At 45.4% G+C, this 20942-nt stretch carries 14 protein-coding genes; 9 read left to right on the top strand and 5 right to left on the bottom strand.

Annotated elements, in window-relative coordinates:
• Window positions 1–309: 309 nt before the first annotated feature.
• The 4 genes from DXD65_RS08845 to DXD65_RS08830 all read left to right on the top strand — a co-directional run bounded on the left by DXD65_RS08845 (window position 310) and on the right by DXD65_RS08830 (window position 8429).
• A complete protein-coding gene (locus tag DXD65_RS08845) occupies window positions 310–1158 on the top strand; it encodes a hypothetical protein (RefSeq protein ID WP_008662810.1) in 849 nt (282 codons plus the stop codon).
• A 412-nt stretch (window positions 1159–1570) separates the two neighbouring features.
• The gene (locus tag DXD65_RS08840; protein ID WP_008662812.1) at window positions 1571–4912 is read left to right on the top strand and encodes a SusC/RagA family TonB-linked outer membrane protein; all 3342 of its coding nucleotides are present in this window, start codon (window positions 1571–1573) and stop codon (window positions 4910–4912) included.
• Window positions 4913–4931: 19 nt separating this feature from the next.
• Window positions 4932–6830 (top strand): RagB/SusD family nutrient uptake outer membrane protein, encoded by a 1899-nt coding sequence (locus tag DXD65_RS08835; protein WP_005834695.1) that lies wholly within the window; start codon window positions 4932–4934, stop codon window positions 6828–6830.
• An 87-nt stretch (window positions 6831–6917) separates the two neighbouring features.
• Window positions 6918–8429 carry a glycoside hydrolase family 10 protein gene (locus DXD65_RS08830; protein WP_057097740.1) on the top strand — a complete coding sequence of 504 codons (1512 nt, stop codon included), beginning with the start codon at window positions 6918–6920 and terminating at the stop codon, window positions 8427–8429.
• A 102-nt stretch (window positions 8430–8531) separates the two neighbouring features.
• Here DXD65_RS08830 and DXD65_RS08825 read toward each other — a convergent pair whose 3' ends face one another.
• Window positions 8532–9539, bottom strand: a complete 1008-nt coding sequence (locus tag DXD65_RS08825) for an aspartate-semialdehyde dehydrogenase (RefSeq protein ID WP_009037764.1) — start codon at window positions 9537–9539, stop codon at window positions 8532–8534.
• Window positions 9540–9693: 154 nt separating this feature from the next.
• Between DXD65_RS08825 and DXD65_RS08820 the strand changes: the two genes are divergently transcribed.
• From DXD65_RS08820 to DXD65_RS08810, 3 genes are all read left to right on the top strand, one after another.
• Complete coding sequence (locus tag DXD65_RS08820; protein WP_022401080.1) at window positions 9694–11823, top strand: cation:proton antiporter; 2130 nt, start codon at window positions 9694–9696, stop codon at window positions 11821–11823.
• A gap of 58 nt (window positions 11824–11881) precedes the next feature.
• Window positions 11882–12592, top strand: coding sequence for a ThiF family adenylyltransferase (locus DXD65_RS08815; RefSeq protein ID WP_005834703.1), 711 nt, complete (start codon window positions 11882–11884; stop codon window positions 12590–12592).
• Window positions 12593–12656: 64 nt separating this feature from the next.
• Window positions 12657–13316: an ABC transporter ATP-binding protein gene (locus DXD65_RS08810; RefSeq protein WP_008662818.1), complete on the top strand. Its 660-nt coding sequence runs from the start codon at window positions 12657–12659 to the stop codon at window positions 13314–13316.
• A gap of 2 nt (window positions 13317–13318) precedes the next feature.
• On the opposite strand, the gene DXD65_RS08805 is transcribed toward DXD65_RS08810, so the two are convergent.
• The 3 genes from DXD65_RS08805 to DXD65_RS08795 all read right to left on the bottom strand — a co-directional run bounded on the left by DXD65_RS08805 (window position 13319) and on the right by DXD65_RS08795 (window position 18092).
• Window positions 13319–15643, bottom strand: a complete 2325-nt coding sequence (locus tag DXD65_RS08805) for a TonB-dependent receptor (RefSeq protein WP_117588711.1) — start codon at window positions 15641–15643, stop codon at window positions 13319–13321.
• Between the two features lie 124 nt (window positions 15644–15767).
• Window positions 15768–16718 carry a helix-hairpin-helix domain-containing protein gene (locus DXD65_RS08800; RefSeq protein WP_008662822.1) on the bottom strand — a complete coding sequence of 317 codons (951 nt, stop codon included), beginning with the start codon at window positions 16716–16718 and terminating at the stop codon, window positions 15768–15770.
• 6 nt (window positions 16719–16724) lie between these two features.
• Window positions 16725–18092, bottom strand: coding sequence for a sodium-dependent transporter (locus DXD65_RS08795; RefSeq protein WP_005834711.1), 1368 nt, complete (start codon window positions 18090–18092; stop codon window positions 16725–16727).
• Window positions 18093–18195: 103 nt separating this feature from the next.
• Between DXD65_RS08795 and DXD65_RS08790 the strand changes: the two genes are divergently transcribed.
• A complete protein-coding gene (locus DXD65_RS08790) occupies window positions 18196–18579 on the top strand; it encodes a VanZ family protein (protein ID WP_005824913.1) in 384 nt (127 codons plus the stop codon).
• Between the two features lie 2 nt (window positions 18580–18581).
• Here the strand turns inward: DXD65_RS08790 and DXD65_RS08785 are convergent, their stop codons facing one another.
• Window positions 18582–19880 carry a UDP-N-acetylmuramoyl-tripeptide--D-alanyl-D-alanine ligase gene (locus DXD65_RS08785; RefSeq protein WP_008662826.1) on the bottom strand — a complete coding sequence of 433 codons (1299 nt, stop codon included), beginning with the start codon at window positions 19878–19880 and terminating at the stop codon, window positions 18582–18584.
• Between the two features lie 184 nt (window positions 19881–20064).
• Between DXD65_RS08785 and folP the strand changes: the two genes are divergently transcribed.
• On the top strand, window positions 20065–20916 hold the full coding sequence (gene folP / locus DXD65_RS08780) for a dihydropteroate synthase (RefSeq protein WP_005824910.1): 852 nt from the start codon (window positions 20065–20067) through the stop codon (window positions 20914–20916).
• Window positions 20917–20942: the final 26 nt, after the last annotated feature.

Raw genomic sequence — 20942 nt, 5'->3', positions numbered from 1 at the left:
GTTTCTTTTTCCATAGGCATTTTCTCTTTTTAAAGGTTCATAACTTTATATTATCTCTTGTTTTCCTATTTGTTTGCTAAGTTCAGATGGAACTTGGAATTCAGTCAGATAGTATCTTATTGTTAGTCTGTTATCGTCTTGTTTTGACTAAAACGCGGTTGCGTTGGAAAAGTGGGAATACTTTGTTGGATGATTGAGGATATGAGCAAAAGGGAGATGTATGGCCAGTAAAATGATTTTTTCTTGAAATAGCCTTGGAAAGATTAAAAAAAGCTATATATTTGTATTCAATTCTAAAACTAACTACCTATGAAACTAATTGCAGAAAGTGGTTCTACGAGAACAGAATGGGCGCTGGTTGAAGATAATCGTCTGATACAGCGAGCCTTCACAGAGGGCTTAAATCCTTTCTTTCAAACGAGAAGAGAGATTAGCCGAAGTGTGCGGTTAGGATTACCCGAGCATTTTTTCAAAAGGAAATTGGAACAAGTCTATTATTATGGTGCCGGATGTACTTCTTATGAAAAGAAAAATGTATTGGGAGCTTCATTGGTAGCACAATTCAAAACTCCAATTCAGGTAGAGAGTGATTTGCTGGCAGCTGCACGTGGCTTGTTCAAATGCGAGGCCGGCATTGCTTGTATTTTGGGAACCGGCTCAAACTCATGTTTTTATGATGGGAAAATCGTTGTAAAGAATGTCCGGGCAGGAGGTTACATTCTGGGGGATGAGGGTAGTGGTGCTGTATTGGGCAAAATGTTTTTGTCTGATGTACTGAAAGGTTTGGCTCCTAAAGATGTAACGGCGGATTTCTTTGAGAAGTTCCGTATAAGTCCGAATGAGGTTATGGAATCTGTGTATAACCGCCCGTTCCCCAATCGCTTTTTGTCTACTATATCTTATTTTTTGGCTGATTATACCAATGATGACTATGTATTTGAGCTGATTACCGGTAATCTGAGAAATTTCTTTACTCGTAATGTCTGCCAATATGACTACAAAAATTATCCTATTCGTTTTGTGGGTTCATTGGCTTACAGCTACGCGGCCATTTTGCGGGAAGTTGCCCGTGAATTTGGCATCGAACTGGAAATCATTGAAGAAACACCAATGAATGGCTTGATTGAATTCCATTCTTTAAATATAGAAGAACCTTAAATTCTTTATATAATAAGGTGTATAACTTCCTTTTTGCAAATGTATAAATATAAAGTTAAATAAATGCAAAGGAATGTTCTTGATATTAAATAATAATGTATCTTTGTTAGGACGAAATGAATGAATCATTTCTCACCTTTGTTAATAACGAGTTTTTTATCTCTTAAAACAACCAATAGAGTTAAGTAATTAACAAGATTTTAACCTTGTATAATATATAACTAAGTTCCATCTGGACTTGGTAAATAAATAGAAAAAAGAGAGATAATATAAAAATGTGAACCTTTAAATAAAGAAAACGCCTATGAGAAATTAAAGAAGCCTTCGGAAATAGTCTGACTAATCCGAACTATATGATTCCCTTACCCTAATTTTGAAAAACTGGTTTAATTAACAAAATCATCAATCACTTATGAATGAAGATCGCAAAAAACGAGGACTTGCCAATGGTAAGTTCTTTACGGCGGTGGCAATCTGTGCTCTGTTTTTAGGCAGTGGCAACGTGATGGCTGCCCAAACAGCATCCAACGACTCACAAGGAGTACAAGAACAGATGCAATCTATCTCTGTGACTGTCACAGTTGTAGATACAAAAGGTGAACCTATTATTGGCGCCAATGTCATTGAGAAAGGTACGACCAATGGTGGTATTACGGATTTGGATGGAGTTTCCAAATTAAATGTAAAGCCCGGTGCTATTCTGCAAGTATCATTTGTGGGATATACTACTCAAGAAGTCAAGGCAACTTCGGTAATGAAGGTTGTTTTGAAAGATGATACGGAATTGTTGGATGAAGTTGTCGTAGTAGGTTATGGTGCACAGAAAAAGGTGAACCTGACCGGTGCGGTGGCTTCCGTGGATGTGAACAAAACAATTGATAGCCGTCCTATCACGGATATAGGCCGTGCCTTGCAGGGGGCGGTACCGGGATTGACCATTACTACTAACTCCGGTGAGATAGGTGGTGCGCCTACTATCAAGATTCGTGGTAGTATCGGTTCTCCGAATGGTGACTCCAAACCGTTGATTCTGGTAGATAATGTGGAAGTAACGGATATTTCTATGGTGAATCCGGACGATATTGAAAGTATTTCTGTATTGAAAGACGCCGCTTCTGCTTCTATTTACGGTGCCCGTGGTGCATTTGGCGTATTGCTGATTACCACAAAATCAAGAAGTAAACATGAACGTCTCTCTGTAAAATATACCAATAACTTTGCATGGCGTACGCCGACCAAGACACCCGAACAACTTCCGGGATGGCAGCAGGCTGATATTAACTTGCAAGGTGTAATCAATCAGACTAAGGGGTCTACCGCATTTTATAACGTAGTGGGTAATATGCGTGTGGATGCTACACATGTGCAGAAAATGAAGGATTACTGGGACAAATATGGCTATGGTGACCAGTTTGGTCGTGAGATGGAATTGGGTCGTGACTTTGAGTTCCGCGATGGCGGTATGTTCTTTATCCGTACTTGGGACTGGTATGATGAATACATCAAGGACTGGGCTCCGCAGCAGAACCATAGCCTTTCTATCAACGGTGGCAACGGAAAGACTAATTACAATATCGCTTTGGGATATCTGAGCCAGGATGGTATGATGAAAGTCAATTCGGACAACTATAAGCGTTACAATGCCAATATCTCTTTGAACTCTGAATTAAACAAATATGTGTCTATCCGTACAGGTGTCATGTTCACCCGTTCTGACTACGACAAGCCATTCAACTATAATACTGATCTTTACGACCCGATGTACTATCTGTATCGTTGGCAGCCGATGATGCCTTACGGTACTTTTGAAGGCAAGGAGTTCCGTAACGCCTTGACCGAACAGAAAAGTGCTCCTATTACCACAAAAGAACGTGAGTATCTGCGTTTGACAGGTGGTGCAACTATCAAGCCTATCAAAGATTTAACACTGGATATAGATGTTGCTTATAGCAGCGTGGAAAATCGCTATAAGAAGTATGGTACACCGAGCTTGACCAGTGGTTATGAAATCTTCACTGCCCGTCCGTCTGTTGAGGCATTACGTGATTCTTATGGCAGTTATCTATCTGCTGCTACTTATGATTATGTATATCAGGAAACCGGACGCACGGAGAATCTGACAGCCAATTTCGTGGCAACTTATGCCAAACGCTGGGGAGATCATGATTTTAAGGCAATGGCAGGTTCCAGCCTTGAAAAGAGCGAATATGAATATTACTGGGCGCAACGCAAAGGTCTGCTCGACCCCGCAAAACCGGAATTGAATCTGGCTACAGGTGACCAGACTACAAGCTCCTCGCATACTTGGTGGTCTGTAGCAGGCTTCTTCGGACGTCTTAATTATTCTTATAAAGACCGATATATGTTGGAACTGAACGGCCGTTATGACGGTTCCTCCCGTTTCCCCTCTGGGAATCGTTTCGGTTTCTTCCCATCCATGTCTGCCGGTTACCGTATTTCTGAAGAACCGTTCATGCAGTCACTGAAGCCTTATCTGAGTACGTTGAAGATTCGCGGCTCTTGGGGTATGATTGGTAACCAGGATGTAGGTACCGACCGTTATATCTCCACTCTGTCCACTTCTGTAGACAGTTGGATTATCGATGGAAAGAAAGTACAGTCAACACAAAAACCGACTATTGTGTCTTCAACCCTTACTTGGGAGAAGGTTACTACACTTGACCTTGGCTTGGATGCCCGTTTCTTCAATGACGCTTTGGGAGTAACGTTTGATTGGTATAACCGTACTACCAGTGATATTTTGACTACTGCCAACCTACCTGCCACATTGGGTGCTGACGCTCCATATGAAAATATGGGTACTATCCAGACCAAAGGATGGGAACTTGCCATTGACTATCGCCATACCTTCAAGAATGGTCTGCACTTTGGCGTGACGGCTTCTGTTGCCGATGACAAGACTGAAGTAACCAAGTGGACGTATAATACAAAGATTCCTTCTTATGGAGCTACCGGCTGGTGGGATAAGAGTGCTTATAAAGAAGGTATGGTTTTGGGAGATATCTGGGGCTTGCAGTTCGACCGTTTCTTGACGGAAGATGACTTTAATGCTGACGGTTCTTTGAAAGCCGGTTTGCCCGACCAGACTAAAGTATTCCCTGCCGGTTATCAATTTGCTCCCGGTGATGTGCTTTATAAAGACCTCGACAACAACGGTGAAATCGTAAAACAGACCAATACAAATGACAAGGGTGACCTTAGTGTTATAGGTAACGCCCTGCCGCGTTTACAGTTTGGTTTGAATCTGGATGCTGCTTGGAAAGGCTTTGATATAAGCATGTTCTTCCAGGGGGTAGCCAAAAGAAAACTTTGGGCGGCAGGTAACCAGGTATTACCAGGCTTTACTACCGGTGAACCCTTCTACAAAGGTGCTGAGGATTATTGGACTCCCGAAAACACAGATGCTTTCTATCCCCGTCCGATGGATTACAAGCAGTCTGCTTCGGGTAACTATAGCGTGAATGACCGCTATTTGCTGAATATGGCTTATCTGCGTCTGAAGACGTTTACTGTAGGATATTCTCTTCCTAAGGTTTGGTTGAGTAAATTCAAAGTGCAAGGTTTGCGTGTTTATTTCACTGGTGAAAACCTTTTCACCATCGACGGTGTGAAACCTGCTATCGATCCGGAAATAGGAATACGTACGGCCAGTGGTAAGAGTGACCAGCGTAACTTTGGCCGTAGCTATCCATACCAGAAGACAGTGTCGTTCGGTATTCAGCTTAGTTTATAATCTAATAGTAATTGCAGTTATGAAAAAGAAAAATTTATTATACATCGTTTGTGCGTTGGCAATGGGCTCGCTCTGCGGTTGCGACGATTTTTTGAATAAAGACCCGCAGGACAAGCAGACCAATGACACTTATTGGCAGACTGAAACTTCTTTGCGTACTTATGCGCAAGACTTCTATTCTTCCTACTTTACAGGATATGGTACCGACTATACTGTTTTTGCCGGTTATTTCTCTGGAGATGACTATACGGATGATTTTATCAATCTGAATAATGCAAATACAAACGGTTCAGGATATATTTATTTCTCCACTTCTGCCACTACGGACTGGAATAGCCAGACAGGAACTTGGTCGGGCAATTATAGTGTTATTTATAAAGCCAATGTCATGCTTGAGAAGATTCCCGGAATGAATATTTCGGACGAAGCCAAGAGACACTGGGAAGGTATTGCACGCTATTTCCGTGCAATGGCCTATAGTACGCTGGCAAAGTATTATGGCGGTGTTCCTTACTACGATAAGGTGACAGACCCGGCAGACCCGGCTCTTTATAAAGACCGTGATTCTTATTTGTATGTAGCGCAGAAGATACAAGAGGATTTTCAATATGCATTGGATAATGTACGTACGGATGATACGAAGCGCCAAGTCAACAAATATGTGGTTGGTGCGTATATGTCACGCGAAATGCTGTATCATGCCACATGGCTGAAGTATCACGGTACTACTGTAGGTCCTACTTCAGAGAAGGTGGCGGATGGTGATATTAAGAACTTGCTGCAAGGAGCCATTAATGGTGCAGAGGTAGTGATGAACTCTGGTATCTATTCAATAGGCAATACCTATAATGCTTTGTTTACTACGGACGATTTGGCTAACAATCCGGAAGTCATCTGGTATCGTGAATATACAAGCGGTTTGCAGTGTAATGCTTTGATGTCCTACAATGGTCCGGAAGATCAGACTCAGGGTGGTGTGACGCAAGATGTAATCAACACTTATCTTTGTAGTGACGGTTTGCCGATAGGTCAGTCTCCGCTGTATCAAGGTAAGGAAGACCCGAGTATTCAGAAGTCATTTCAAGACCGTGACCCGCGTTTGTATCAAACAGTTGCCGACAGTCTTCGTATCATGAGCGCCATGGGGACAAATTATACCGAAGGTACATCACCAACGGGATATCCTACCAAAAAGTTCTTGAACGACGAGTGGTGGGTGGCTGGTCTGGATTATTGTACCGGTAGATTAAGTCCGGCTGATGCGCCGTGCATCCGCTATGCGGAAGTATTGCTGAACTATGTAGAGGCGCGTTATGAGATTGCCCAAGTGGGTGGTAACGCTTTCACTCAGAGTGACCTTGACAAGTCTATCAATGAACTCCGTGACCGTCAGCTGACGAAGTGGGGAGATACTGAAGCCAAGACAATGCCGAAAGTTCAACTGAATGGCGGCAACTTGAGTGTGAATGGAGTTGTTATCAATGACCCTGCCCGTGACCCTGATGTCAATCCGGTTTTGTGGGAAATCCGTCGTGAGCGTCGTATTGAGTTGATTATGGAAGGCCGTCGTGGTGAAGACCTCCGTCGTTGGGCCAAGTTTGAATACTTAAACTCAGAAGATGCAAATGGTTATCCTGCCATGTCTTTCCTAGGTGCTTATGTCAATATGGCCGATTATCCGGAAATATCTTCAAAAGATGATTCCGGCAAGAGAGTGCTCTATCTGTTCGACCCAGAGAATCCGGGTAATGAGGATACTGAAAAAGGGTATATTTATTATCTTCGTGAAAAGGAACTTCGTATATTCAAGGCTGGTGAATTGAATTCGGAACGCTACTATTTGCGTGCCATACCGGCTGCACAGTTGACTATTTATGAGAATAAAGGTCAGGTATTGACTCAGAATCCAGGTTGGTGACAAAGTTATTTTAATTGTTGAATAAACGAGGGTGTGTCTTCATTTGAGGTACACCCTTTTGTTCTAATTATAAAAAAATAGTCAGAAATGCGATTAAAAAGGATCCTTTTATTTGGGGGCGTTTGTCTTTTCGTTTTATCCATACAAGCGCAGTCACTTTCCTCATCTTTACATCCTAAGCGTGAATTTAGGGCAGCATGGATACAAACAGTACATGGGCATTTTCGTGATATGCCTACGAGGCAGTTGCAGGATACTTTGCTTGTTATGTTGGATTCTCTGCGGCAGGTTGGCATGAATGCTGTTATTTTTCAGGTTCGCCCGGAAGCGGATACATTTTATTCTTCGGAGTTAGAGCCATGGAGCCGTTTCCTCACTGGGGAGCAAGGGAAAAAGCCGGAACCGGAATGGGATCCTATGCGCTTTATGATCGAGGAATGTCATCGGAGGGCTATGGAGTTTCATGCCTGGATTAATCCTTATCGGGTAAAGAATAAGTTGGATGATGAATTGGCATCTACACACATCTATAATCGGCATCCAGAGTGGTTTGTTGTTTACGGTGACCAACTTTTTTTTGATCCAGCGTTGCCTGAAAGTCGCGAGCATATATGTAGGGTTGTGGGTGATATTGTGAGGCGTTATGATATAGATGCTATCCACATGGATGATTATTTTTATCCTTATCCGATTAAGGGACAAGATTTCCCAGATAATGAGAGCTTTATTCGTTATGGTGAGAATTTTACCGATAAAGGAGATTGGAGGCGTAATAATGTAAATTTGCTGATTGAAAAAGTACATAAAACTATACGGGAGATTAAACCGTGGGTGAAGTTTGGTATCTCTCCGTTTGCCATTTATCGGAATGCTACTACTGATCCACTCGGTAGTAGGACGGGTAGTCTTCAAAACTATGATGATTTGTATGCTGATGTGCTTTTATGGCTTCGTGAGGGTTGGGTGGATTATAATATTCCTCAGCTTTACTGGGAAATAGGGCATCCGCGGGCAGATTATAAAGAACTCGTAGAATGGTGGGCGAGACATGCAGAAGAGCGTCCTTTGTTCATAGGGCAATCGGTGGAAAATTCAGTACGAAATGTTGACCCCAATAATCCGGCCTTTAGTCAGCTGGGGTGTAAGATGATGTTACAGCGTTCTTTTCCCGAGATAGGAGGTAGTTGTCAATGGTCGGCTTTTACTTTACTGGCAGATACAGCTGGGTATCGTGAACGTTTGAAACGGGAGTATCATAAGTATCCTGCATTGCCACCCGTGTTTACTTTTATAGATAACCAAGCACCGGGAAAAGTGCGCAAACTCACAGCTTTGTGGGTGAACGGTGAATATATGCTTCAGTGGCATGAGCCGAAGTATAAGAGTGAAATGGATCGCGCTGTGCAATATGTGGTTTATCGTTTTACTTCCAATGAAAAAATAGATCTTGATGATCCTTTAAATATTGTATCCATCGTATGCGACAACTTTTATAGATTGCCTTATAAAGATGGGGAAACGGAATATCGTTATGTAGTGACAGCTCTTGACCGTTTACATAATGAATCCGCTCCCATGATGAGCCTTGTGAAATTATAGACGGAGATTGCTCAAGTAGTGAGAAATTTTTGAGGGTACTGAAAATATGAATAATTTATACTTTCAGTACCCTCAAATAATTTTATGTGGTAATCCTCGAACTTACAGTGCCTTTTCCTTAATCAGGTATTCTGCAATCTGCACGGCATTCAGTGCAGCGCCTTTCTTAATCTGGTCGCCCACAATCCAGAACGTCAATCCGTTTTCGTTGCTGAGGTCCTTGCGGATACGGCCTACGTAAACCGGGTCTTTGCCCGCGAGGAACAACGGCATGGGGTATTCCTTTTCTGCCGGGTTGTCCATCAACACCAGTCCGTCGCCTTTGGCAAATGCTTCGCGGGCTTCTTCGATGGAGATGGGACGCTCGGTTTCTACCCAGATGCTTTCGGAGTGGGAGCGGAGAGCGGGAACACGTACGCAGGTAGCACTGACTTTTACGTCAGAGTGCATAATCTTACGGGTCTCGTTGAACATCTTCATCTCCTCTTTGGTATAGCCGTTTTCGGTGAATACGTCGATTTGCGGAATGAGGTTGAATGCCAGCTGGTAAGCGAATTTCTCAACGGTTACGGGTTCGCCTGCCAATACCTGGCGGTACTGCTCGTACAACTCATCCATGGCAGCGGCGCCGGCACCACTGGCAGCCTGATAGGTAGAAACGTGTACGGTCTTTATATGGGAAAGCTGTTCGATGGCTTTCAGTGCCACTACCATTTGGATAGTAGTACAGTTGGGGTTGGCGATGATGCCGAGAGGACGTTCTTTGGCGTCGGCGGCATTCACTTCGGGCACTACCAAAGGTACATTGTCGTCCATACGGTAAGCGCTGGAATTGTCAATCATCACTGCTCCGTACTTGGTAATGGTTTCGGCAAATTCTTTGGAGGTGCCTGCGCCTGCGGAAGTGAAAGCGATATCAACCCCTTTAAAGTCATCATTGTGTTGCAAGAGTTTCACCTCGATCTGTTTACCGCGGAAGGTATATTTGGTTCCGGCACTGCGTTTAGAACCGAACAATACTAACTCGTCCAACGGGAAATTTCTTTCATCGAGCACTCGCAGGAACTCTTGTCCCACGGCTCCGCTTGCTCCAACAATAGCTACTTTCATTTTTCTTTTGTTTTAAATTAAGTTTATAAAAAAGTGAAATACTATCTCTAAAAAGATAGAATTGGTCGCAAATTTATAACAAAATGCTGTATAACACCGCATAAAGTGAAAAGTTTTTCGTTATTTTGCATTCAAAACCTAAAACTTATAGCCTATGGATTGGTTTGACTTCAGCTTGAAACTTCCCATCACCGACCCTACATGGATATTCCTCCTTGTACTCCTCATTATATTGTTTGCTCCCATATTGTTGAATAAGCTTCGTATTCCGCACATTATCGGAATGATACTGGCGGGGCTTGTCATTGGGGAGCATGGTTTCAATATCTTGGTGCGTGACAGCAGTTTTGAGCTTTTCGGCAAAGTGGGTTTGTATTACATCATGTTCCTTGCCGGTCTGGAAATGAATATGGGGGACTTCAAACAGAACCGGGGCAAAGCGCTTGTTCTGGGGCTCTTGGCTTTTATTGTGCCCATAGGCATAGGCTTGGTAACGAATATAGCTTTGTTGAAGTACGGGGTACTGACCTCTGTCCTACTGGCAAGTATGTATGCATCGCATACACTGGTGGCCTATCCCATCGTGATTCGTTACGGTGTGTCGCGGCATCGCAGTGTGAGTATTGCAGTGGGGGGGACGGCGGTTACGGATACACTCACTTTGCTGGTCCTGGCCGTTGTGGGTGGTATGTTCAAGGGGGAGTCGGACGGCTTCTTCTGGGTATGGCTTGTCATAAAGGTTATCTTCCTGGGTATTTTGATTGTATATCTGTTTCCACGCATAGGCCGTTGGTTCTTCCGGAGGTACGATGACAACGTGATGCAGTTCATATTTGTGCTTGCCATGGTTTTCCTCGGAGCCGGATTGATGGAGTTTGTGGGGATGGAAGGTATCCTGGGTGCTTTCCTTGCAGGTTTGGTTTTGAACCGGCTGATTCCGCATGTCTCTCCGTTGATGAACCATCTGGAGTTTGTGGGCAACGCCTTGTTTATTCCCTATTTCCTGATAGGTGTGGGTATGCTGATTGATGTGCACGTGATTTTCGGTCATGGCGATGCTCTGAAAGTAGCGGCTGTAATGATTGTGGTGGCATTGGCAGGTAAATGGATTGCCTGCTGGCTGACGCAGAAAATATATAAGATGGGAGGGATTGAACGGGAGCTGATGTACGGATTGAGCAATGCACAAGCAGCGGCAACGCTGGCGGCTGTGTTGGTGGGGTACAACATCATTCTGCCCAATGGGGAACGCTTGCTGAACGATGATGTTTTGAATGGTACCGTCCTGCTGATTCTTGTAACTTGCATTGTGAGCTCGTTCATTACGGAGCGTGCCGCACGGAAGATTGCCATGGAGGAGGCGCATCTGGAAGAAAACCGCTCCGTGGAAGCGGAGAAGATATTGATTCCGATAGCCAACCCCGATACGATTGAAGACCTGATAAATCTTTCTTTGGTGATACGCGACCCGAAACAACGGGATAATCTGTTGGCACTGAATGTCATCAACGACGATAGCAGTTCTGAAAGTGCCGAATTGCGTGGGAAACGCTATCTGGAAAAGGCTGCCATGATAACGGCCTCGGCAGATGTGCCGTTGAGGCAAATCACGCGTTACGACTTGAATATCGCTTCGGGCATTATCCATACAGCAAAAGAATATGCGGCAACGGATGTCATTATAGGTCTGCATCGTAAAGTCAATATTGTGGATTCATTCTTCGGTATGCTGACGGAGAATCTGCTGAAGGGCTTGCATCGCGAGGTGATGGTTTCCAAGTTCCTGATGCCCATTAACACAATTAGGCGGGTGATTGTGGCGGTACCTCCGAAAGCCGAGTATGAGGCGGGATTCCTGAAGTGGGTGGAACATTTCTGCCGGTTGGGGAGTACTTTGGGCTGTCGGGTGCATTTTTATGCCAATGAAGAGACTACCGCCCATCTTCAAGGGCTGGTGAAAGCCAAATATGGACAGACATTGACAGACTTTTCCCGCCTGGACGACTGGGGAGACCTGCTGATACTGACCGGACAAGTGAATTTCGACCATCTGCTGGTCATCATCAGCGCCCGCCGCGGCTCCATCTCCTATGACAGCTCCTTCGAGAAGCTACCGGCACAAATCAGCAAGTACTTTGCAAATAACAGCCTGATAGTACTCTATCCCGACCAACTGGGCGAGCCGCAGGATGCGGTATCCTTCTCCAACCCGCGTGGCAACAACGAGTCGCAGCACTACGAGAAGGTAGGCAAATGGTTCTATAAATGGTTCAAGAAGAATTGACGATTGGCAATTGATAATTGACAAAAATCTGTGTAAATCCGTGTAATCTGTGGTGAAAATGGAAGATTGGCAACAACGAACGCAACTTTTATTAGGAGATGAAAAAATGGAACGCCTGCGCCGGGCACATGTACTTGTCGTAGGACTGGGTGGTGTAGGTGCTTATGCGGCCGAGATGATATGCCGTGCCGGAGTGGGGCGGATGACGATTGTCGATGCCGATACCGTGCAGCCTACGAATATAAACCGTCAGTTGCCGGCTCTGCATTCTACCCTGGGGCAAAAGAAGGCGGAGATATTGGCATCACGTTTCAGGGACATTAATCCGGCTCTGGAACTGAGAGTGTTGCCCGTATTCTTGAAAGATGAGAACATACCGGAACTGCTGGATGATGCGGCTTATGACTTTGTGGTGGATGCCATCGATACGCTTGCTCCAAAATGCCACTTGATAGCGGAAAGCATGAAGCGGCATATCAAGATAGTGTCCAGCATGGGGGCAGGAGCAAAGAGTGACATTTCGCAAGTGCGCTTTGCCGATATCTGGGATACCTATCATTGCGGGTTGAGCAAGGCTGTGCGTAAGCGTCTGCAAAAAATGGGCATAAAGCGGAAACTTCCAGTTGTTTTCAGCACCGAACAGGCTGATCCGAATGCCGTTTTGCTGACGGACGACGAGATGAACAAGAAGTCCACCTGTGGAACAGTGAGCTACATGCCCGCAGTTTTTGGCTGCTATTTGGCCGAATATGTAATTAAAAGACTATAGTAATAGCACTTGAAAGAAAACTATCAAATAGTAAATAGTAAATTGTCAAATTGTAAATAGCCTAGTGATTCATTTAGAGAATATAACGAAGAGTTTCGGTAACCTGCAAGTGTTGCGGGGTATTGACCTGGAGATAGAGAAAGGGGAGATTGTCAGCATTGTAGGCCCCAGTGGAGCGGGTAAAACTACCTTGCTGCAAATCATGGGTACGTTGGATATGCCGGATGGCGGTTCGGTGGTTATTGACGGTACACAAGTCAACCGTATGAGGGAGAAGGAACTTTCCGCATTCCGCAACCGCCATATCGGCTTTGTGTTCCAGTTCCATCAACTGCTGCCGGAGTTTACGGCTTTGGAGAATGTAATGATACCAGCCTTCATTGCCGGAAGAGGACAGCAGGAAGCCAAGGAGGCGGCTACGGAAATTCTTGAATTCATGGGGCTTGCCGAACGGGCCTCCCACAAGCCGAATGAGTTGTCGGGAGGTGAGAAGCAGCGTGTGGCGGTGGCCCGTGCTCTCATCAATCATCCAGCAGTGGTGCTGGCAGATGAACCTTCCGGCAGCTTGGATACCCATAATAAGGAAGAACTGCACCAGCTCTTTTTTGATTTACGTAACCGTTTCGGACAAACGTTTGTTATCGTAACCCATGATGAAGGACTGGCGCAGCTCACCGACCGGACGATACATCTGATTGACGGGGAAATCAATAAAATGGTCTGAGCCTATTTCCCCGTGCCCATTACTCCCGAGTCATTGTCACTGTTGTTTACCTTCCGCTGTGCTGTCTTGAAACTGCGGCCGAACGAGAAGTTGTAGGAAAAGTTCACCAGGAACATGCGGGAGCTTTCTTTTATATAATTATTTGTCTTGTAGGATGCGAATTTATTCCAGTTTTCGCTTTGTACTTTATAGTTGTCGGTGAAAGGATTGAATGCACCGACTCCTACCCGAAGATTCTTATGCTTGTAATATACAGCTAACATCTGGATGTTTTCTCCTCCCGAGAGGGTTTCTCCCCAGAAATTGTTCCAATTGGTGTTTATCTGCCAGAACAGAGAGAACTGTTTGTAGTTTAATGAGGCTTCTGCCTCACAAAACCAGTTGGTGTAGGTATGTGAGTAGTGATTGCCATGGCTCATGTAATGGTTGACACCGCCCGTAAAAGAAAATTGCAGAATGTCGCGGATGGGTCCTACGCGGAGCATGGCACGCCCGGAGAGTTTCTGCCAATCCTTCTGATTGTCCCAAGTCTGCACTATTTTGTTGCCTTCTTGAATCTTCTCGTCCATAATGGCATTGGGACGATAGTCATAGGCTCCCCATAGATTGGTATAAAAGATGCCTTTTTTCCATTCGTAAGTCAGTTCCGTATGATAGCACATATATGATTTCAGATGCGGGTTGCCACGACGTATCTGGAATGAGTCCACTGCTTGCTCCACATCGCTGAGGTCGCCCAATGAAGGAGAAGCGTTATAGATGTTTCCCTTCCAGCGGAGGTAGGAGTTGTCTGACATGGCATAGTGCAGAACGATACTCGGGTTGAAACTGTAGTTCTCGGTAGATTTGTCCTTGCCGCTCTGATTATAGTAGAAACGAGTCATGGCCACTCCCAGCCGGTAGTTTAGTTTGTCTATCTTTCCACGGTATTCTCCGAATATGTATGTGTTTCCTTGGTGCATATTGGTTTCATAATAATGCCCGTTTCTGTATTCATTGTTAGAGTAGGACTGTGTATGGCTCAGACCGAAGCTCAATGCGTTCCCCTTGGAATATTGCTTCTCATAAATGGCCTCGGCAATCAGGGAGTATTTGTTGCCTCGGATATTGTTGTCAATATCGGTCAATATGTTCCCCGGGGTGCTTTCTTGGTAGAGCCGCTGCGATTTTTCCCGATTGTAGGTGCCTACTACATTGAATACCAGGGTTTGCTTGTTTTTCAGATTCTGTTGGTAGTACAAATCCAGTGAGGGACGTGTCCAGCTCTGGTCGGTACGGTCGGTCATGTCTACCACGTCCGTTTCATCATTGGCATTATAGAGAGTTCCTTTATAATCCCAGTGTGGCTGATTGTTTCCTCGAAGGCGGAAGGTGGCGCTGAAAAGGGAATTCTCAGAAGCCTGCAAACTATAATTTACGTTTAGGTTGTGCTGGCACATGGTTGCCTTGCTGGGCTCTCCTTTCTCCAGGCGTCTGAGTGTAGTGCCGTCTGCCAGGTGGAATTCTTCTTCATTGTCGCGGTACATGCCGTTAAAATCCCGCGGTCCCATGTAATAGGAGAAGCCGAATTCTGATTTTTTGTGGTTTACTTTGCCGTACAGATTATAGTTTCCCCACATCGTGTTCAACCCTTGGGAAATGTCGGCACCGAAGTTTCCGCCCGTTTTAGGTCGGCGCACTATGTAGTCCAAAACGACTTCGGCATTACCGTAGCGCAGTCCCGGATTGTCATGGTACTCTATACGTATAATGTCGGCAGGGCGAATGGCTTTTATCTCGTCTATTTCGGCTTTGACTCCATTGATGCGTAATTGCAGTTCTCCACCGCCGGACAATCCAATCTCATTGTTCATGGGGTTGACCAGAATACGTGGCAGCATCAGTTCCTGCAACAGATTCACTCCGTTTGTGGAAGTTTTCATTTGTCTTTCGGATGGGAAAACCAGTTTGCGGTCTGCACGGCTGATTTGGCTGGAGCCGGTGATAGTCACTCCTTCCAGTGCGATAGAAGCACTGTCTAATACGATTGGTCCAAGGTCGGTATGGCGCTTTACTCCATTGAGGGTGATGTATCCGGTATTATACCCGATGCTGGAAAGAACAAGTCTGTAATCTCCGGTAGCCGTGTTCTTGAAGATGAATTCTCCTTCTGGACTTGTGGTCACACCGGCGACAAAAGTAGAGTCGATGGTCTGTAATACCACATTGACATACTCTATACTCTTGTCGGAAGCATCGCGGACGGTTCCTTTTATTTCTATTTTTTGAGCAAAAGCATTCTGTGCCATACTGCCCAGCAGCATGGTTATAATCATTAATTTTTTCATATTGATACGATGGTTCTAATCCTTATTGCAGTAGGCCTTCCTGTTTTTAGGGTGTTTCTGCTTGTTAGACGAAATGACTGGTGAAAAGGTTGCATCAGACATTGAAAAATGTTGCATGATGCTGTTATTCAAAGCAAACGTAGTGACTGATTTTCTCCAAATCGGTATCGGAGAATTCCTCGTAAAGTGCAAAAGGTTTCAGACTATGAAGGTCGCCTTTCTTCTTCCGGTATTCTACAAAGGCCTTTGCCTGGTAGAAGTTGATGTAAGGATGGTGGCGCAGCCTCTCTATGCTACTACGGTTCAGGTTGATGAGGTGGATGGCCCGGGTGTCGATGGAAAACCAGGACTGCAATTGGGTGGTGTCCAAATGGATTTCTTGTAATTGCGTGATGTTGTAGAATCCTCCCAAGCGTTGCCGATAACCGATGATTAGACGGGCAATGCCACTACCGATGCCTGGTATTTTCTTCAGTTCTGTGGTGTCGGCGCGGTTCAGGTCGACAAGGGTCCCAGACGGATATTTTTCCGGTGCAATTCGGAAAGTAACGGCGCTGTCATTGCTTGCAGGAGAGCTGTATAACTGGACGGTTCTTGTTTCTGTGTCTTCCGGAGTGATGTGGATATAGGGTAGGAGTGTCTGATATTGTTTTTCTGTCATTCCATATATTTTCCGGAAATCTTCTGCCTTATGGAACTTCCCTCCTTTACTACGGTAGCGGAGTATGTTCCGCGCCATCCATCCGGGCAGTCCCAGTCGGCAAAAAATGACGGAGTCGGCGATATTGGGATTGAAACGGGCCAAGGAGACGGTTGTCGGTTGTTTTTGGGAGGAAGGTTTAAGTCTGTTGTCCCATTTTTGTTCCTTTTCTTGTATGGATGCGATGAACGATTCGTATTCTGCCATGGCAGTGGCCTGCCGCCGGATTACTTCATCGGAGAGGGGGCGGTTCTCTCTTTGGTATATATAAATATACCCGGAGAGAAAGACGAGAATAATGCCGGTAATCAAAACCAGTATTCCGCGCCTTTCTCCCCGGGAGAAATAAAGGAATTCTTTAAAGGGGTTCTGCATGATGGCCTATTTCAGAAAACCCAGTTCATTGATAAAAATCAGTGCAATTCCTATCGGAGCAATATATTTCAGGATGAATATCAATAGCTTGTAGACGGATACTTTCAGAGTGCCATTGTTGCTGACTTCTTCCCATACGATTTTCTTGTCCAGATACCAGCCTATGAAGATGGAAATGAAGAAACCGCCTAACGGTAGCATTAGCTTGGCCGTTACAAAGTCGAACAAATCGAATAGGTTTAGCCCGAATACGGTATAGCTTTTGCCGATACCGAGAGACAGTGAGCAGAATACTCCTAAGAAAATACAGCCCGCTGTCACGTATCTGGCTGCCTTGCTGCGTGAGAACTTGAACTCTTCATGTAGATAGGCAGTTACCACTTCGTGCAGGGAAATGGTGGAAGTAAGTGCTGCCAATGCCAGTAGGATATAGAACATCAGAGACAGCAGTATCGCCAGCCAGGGAATATTGCCGAACGCTTGCTGAAAGACATTAGGTAAGGTGATGAATAGCAGACTGGGACCCGCATCCGGTTTGATGCCTACAGAGAAGGCGGCAGGGAAGATGATGAATCCTGCCAAAATGGCTACCATGGTGTCGATAGCCGCCACGTTGAGTGCCGTTTTGGGCAGGTTCGTATCATTGCGGAAGTAAGAAGCGTATGTACAGAGACATCCCATCCCCAAGCTCAAGGAGAAAAATGCCTGGCCCATGGCTCCAAGGAACACATTGCCGTCCACTTTGCTGAAGTCCGGTTTCAACAGGAATTCAATGCCTGCTCCTGCTCCGGGCAGGGATATGGAGCAGATGGCAAGGATTATCAATAGGACAAATAGCATTGGCATCATGATTTTGGCTGATTTTTCAATACCTTTTTCCACTCCTTTGACAATGATGAGATGGGTGGCCAGCAGGAACAGCACCAGCCAGATGACCGGACGCCAGGGGTTGCTGACAAAGCTGTTGAAGGATGCGATGAAATCGGCTGCCGACTTCCCGGCAAAACTGTTGGTAGCCGCTTCGCCGATAAACTCAAGCGTCCATCCTGCCACAACGGAGTAATATCCCAGAATAAGGAATCCGGCCAGTACGCCCATACGTCCTACCCAGCGCCAATGCGTGCCGGGTGCCAATTTCTGATAAGCCCTTGCCGTATTGGCACGCGAGCGCCTGCCGATGAGGAATTCTGCAATCATGATGGGGATGCCGAGAATGAGCACGCAAACCAAGTATACAAGGATAAATGCCGCACCTCCGTGATTCCCGGTCTCAAACGGGAAACGCCAGATATTGCCTAAACCGACTGCGGAGCCTGCCGAGGCAAGTATGACGCCTAATTTGCTTCCGAAGTTGGCTCTGTCACTTTTTGTCATAAAACGTAGATTTTTCTTTCAATTCGTTATTAATACCAGCTAAAACATGCAAATATAGAAAATGTTCTGTACTTTTGCGCACAGTTCGTTGATAATTTGGTATATGCTATATTATATTAAGAAATATCCGGTGTCGCTTTTTATTATTCTGACGGTGATTTATCTTTCATTCTTTAAACCGCCTTCTACAGAAATAAGCAAGATTCCCAATATAGACAAGGTGGTGCATATCTGTATGTATTTCGGCATGTCAGGAATGCTGTGGCTGGAGTTTCTTCGCGCTCACCGGAGAGACAACGCCCCTTTATGGCATGCATGGGCAGGGGCGTTTGTCTGTCCCGTTTTGTTCAGCGGAATGGTGGAGTTGCTGCAAGAATACTGCACGACATACCGTGGCGGAGACTGGCTGGATTTTGCGGCCAATACCACGGGAGCGGTGCTTGCATCAATGGTCGGCTATTTTATTTTAAGGCCAAGGATGAAATAGGATTATAAGTATTCAACTGTGGAACTTAGCTTGATGCCGTTCGACCCTTTTATCAGAATAGTTTTCCCACAAGGTTTCTCCCTTTGCAGCTCTGCGATGAGTGCGGTCACATCGGGATAACTCTGATAAGGGTGGCGTGTGGCGGCAAACAATTCCCCTACAAGAACTACATCCTTGAATCCGCATTCTTCCAGATAGTCTGCAATCTTCTGGTGCTCGTCGGCACTGTCTTTACCCAACTCCCGCATATCTCCCAATATCAGCATTTTGTTTTCGGCCTGCATGTTCCGGAAGTTGCTGATGGAAGCCATCATGCTTGTGGGATTGGCATTATAGGCATCGATAATCAGTGTGTTGTCCGCTGTTTTTTTCAGTTGTGAACGGTTGTTTTGCGGGGTATATCCGGCCAGTGCCTTGTCTATTTTCTCCGGTTCCACACCAAAAAAATGTCCGATGGTGACAGCTGCCAGAGCATTGGGGAAGTTATATTCACCGATAAGCCGGGTTTGTACTTCGTGATATTTGCTTTCGTTGTCCGTTTTCCACTCGAAGGTGAGGTAAGGAGAATTGCCGGTGACGTGTCCGTTGATGTACAGCCCGTCCTCACTGCCGTAGGCAATCTGGTGGAGTCCGTAGGCTATCTTTTTCAAGTAGGGGTTGTCGTTATGGATAAAGATGGTAGCTTCTTTCCGCGTCCGCAGATAGTCGTACATCTCTCCTTTGGTCTTGATGATTCCTTCAAAAGAGCCGAATCCCTCCAGATGGGCTTTTCCTACGTTGGTAATGATCCCGTAGTCAGGTTCGGCTATCTCTACCAGCTCCTTGATGTCTCCCGGGTGGCTGGCACCCATTTCCACCACGGCAAGGTCGTGTTCAGGGCGCAGGCGAAGCAAGGTGAGGGGAACACCGATGTGATTGTTCAAATTTCCCAAGGTATAGAGCACGTTGTGAGTTTGCGAAAGTACGGTGGACATCAGTTCCTTGGTAGTAGTCTTTCCGTTTGTACCCGTAATGCCGATGATGGGTGTACGCATCTGCCGACGGTGGTAATTGGCAAGTTGTTGCAAGGTCTTCAAGCTGTTTTCCACCACGATGTATCGTGTATCGCCTGCGGGGGCATAGGCTTCTTCATCTACTATGGCATAAGCACTTCCGCTTTCCAGCGCTCGGGCGGCAAAGGCATTTCCGTTGAACGACTCGCCTTTCAGCGCAATGAATAAAGAGCCTTGGGGGCAGTTACGGCTGTCAGTAGTGACACTGGTGCATGTTAGGAATATCTGATGTATAGCTGTTATATCCATGACTTTATAATTAAATCAATCTGTGTGAATCTGTGTAATCTGTGGTAAACCATCGTGCAAAGATATAGTTTTAATCCTCTCCCTTCCCGGGTACAAGCAAAAAACTTATCAGTTTTATGAGTTTATGTATTTTGAAACCACTTTTTTGTTTACATTTGCAGGTACTATATAGAACAGACTGCCTATGGAAATTACAACTGCCCGATATATAAATGTCAACGGTTCGCTGCTCGACCTCTCTCAACCCCGTGTCATGGGCATACTGAACGTTACTCCCGATTCCTTTTATGCCGGTAGCCGCACACAGACAGAGGTAGAAATAGCACGCCGGGTGAAACAGATAGTTTCGGAGGGAGCGGCCATTATTGACATAGGCGCTTACTCTTCCCGTCCCAATGCCGACAATGTCTCTGCCAGGGAAGAGATGGAACGGTTGCGTATGGGCCTGAAAATACTTTTTGAGATACAGCCGGATGCTGTGGTGTCGGTAGACACTTTTAGGGCGGATGTGGCAAGAATGTGTGTGGAAGAGTATGGTGTTGCCATCATCAATGATATTGCGGCCGGTGAGATGGATGCGAATATGTTCCATACCGTTGCGGCATTGAACGTACCTTATATTATGATGCACATGCAAGGCACTCCGCAAAGTATGCAGCAGCATCCTCATTACGACAATCTTCTGAAAGAGGTTTTCTTGTATTTTGCGCGCAAGGTGCAGCAATTACGTGACTTAGGTGTAAAAGACATCATTCTGGACCCCGGTTTCGGCTTTGGAAAGACAATGGAGCATAACTATGAATTGCTGTCCCATCTGGAAGAGTTCCGTATTTTTGAGTTGCCTTTGCTGGTAGGCGTTTCACGTAAATCGATGATATACCGCTTGTTGGACATTACTCCTCAGGAGGCGCTGAATGGTACTACGGTGCTCGATACCATCTGTTTGCTGAAAGGTGCTGACATCCTCCGCGTACACGACGTGAAAGAAGCCGTGGAAACCGTACGGATTGTGCAAGCCATGCGAAATAATTCCTAATCCCTAACCCCTAATCATTCAATATC

Source organism: Bacteroides sp. 4_1_36 (assembly GCF_003466325.1).
GTDB lineage: Bacteria > Bacteroidota > Bacteroidia > Bacteroidales > Bacteroidaceae > Bacteroides > Bacteroides uniformis.
The sequence above is the reverse complement of the archived record's forward strand: the minus strand, read 5'-3'. Positions and strand labels throughout refer to the sequence as shown.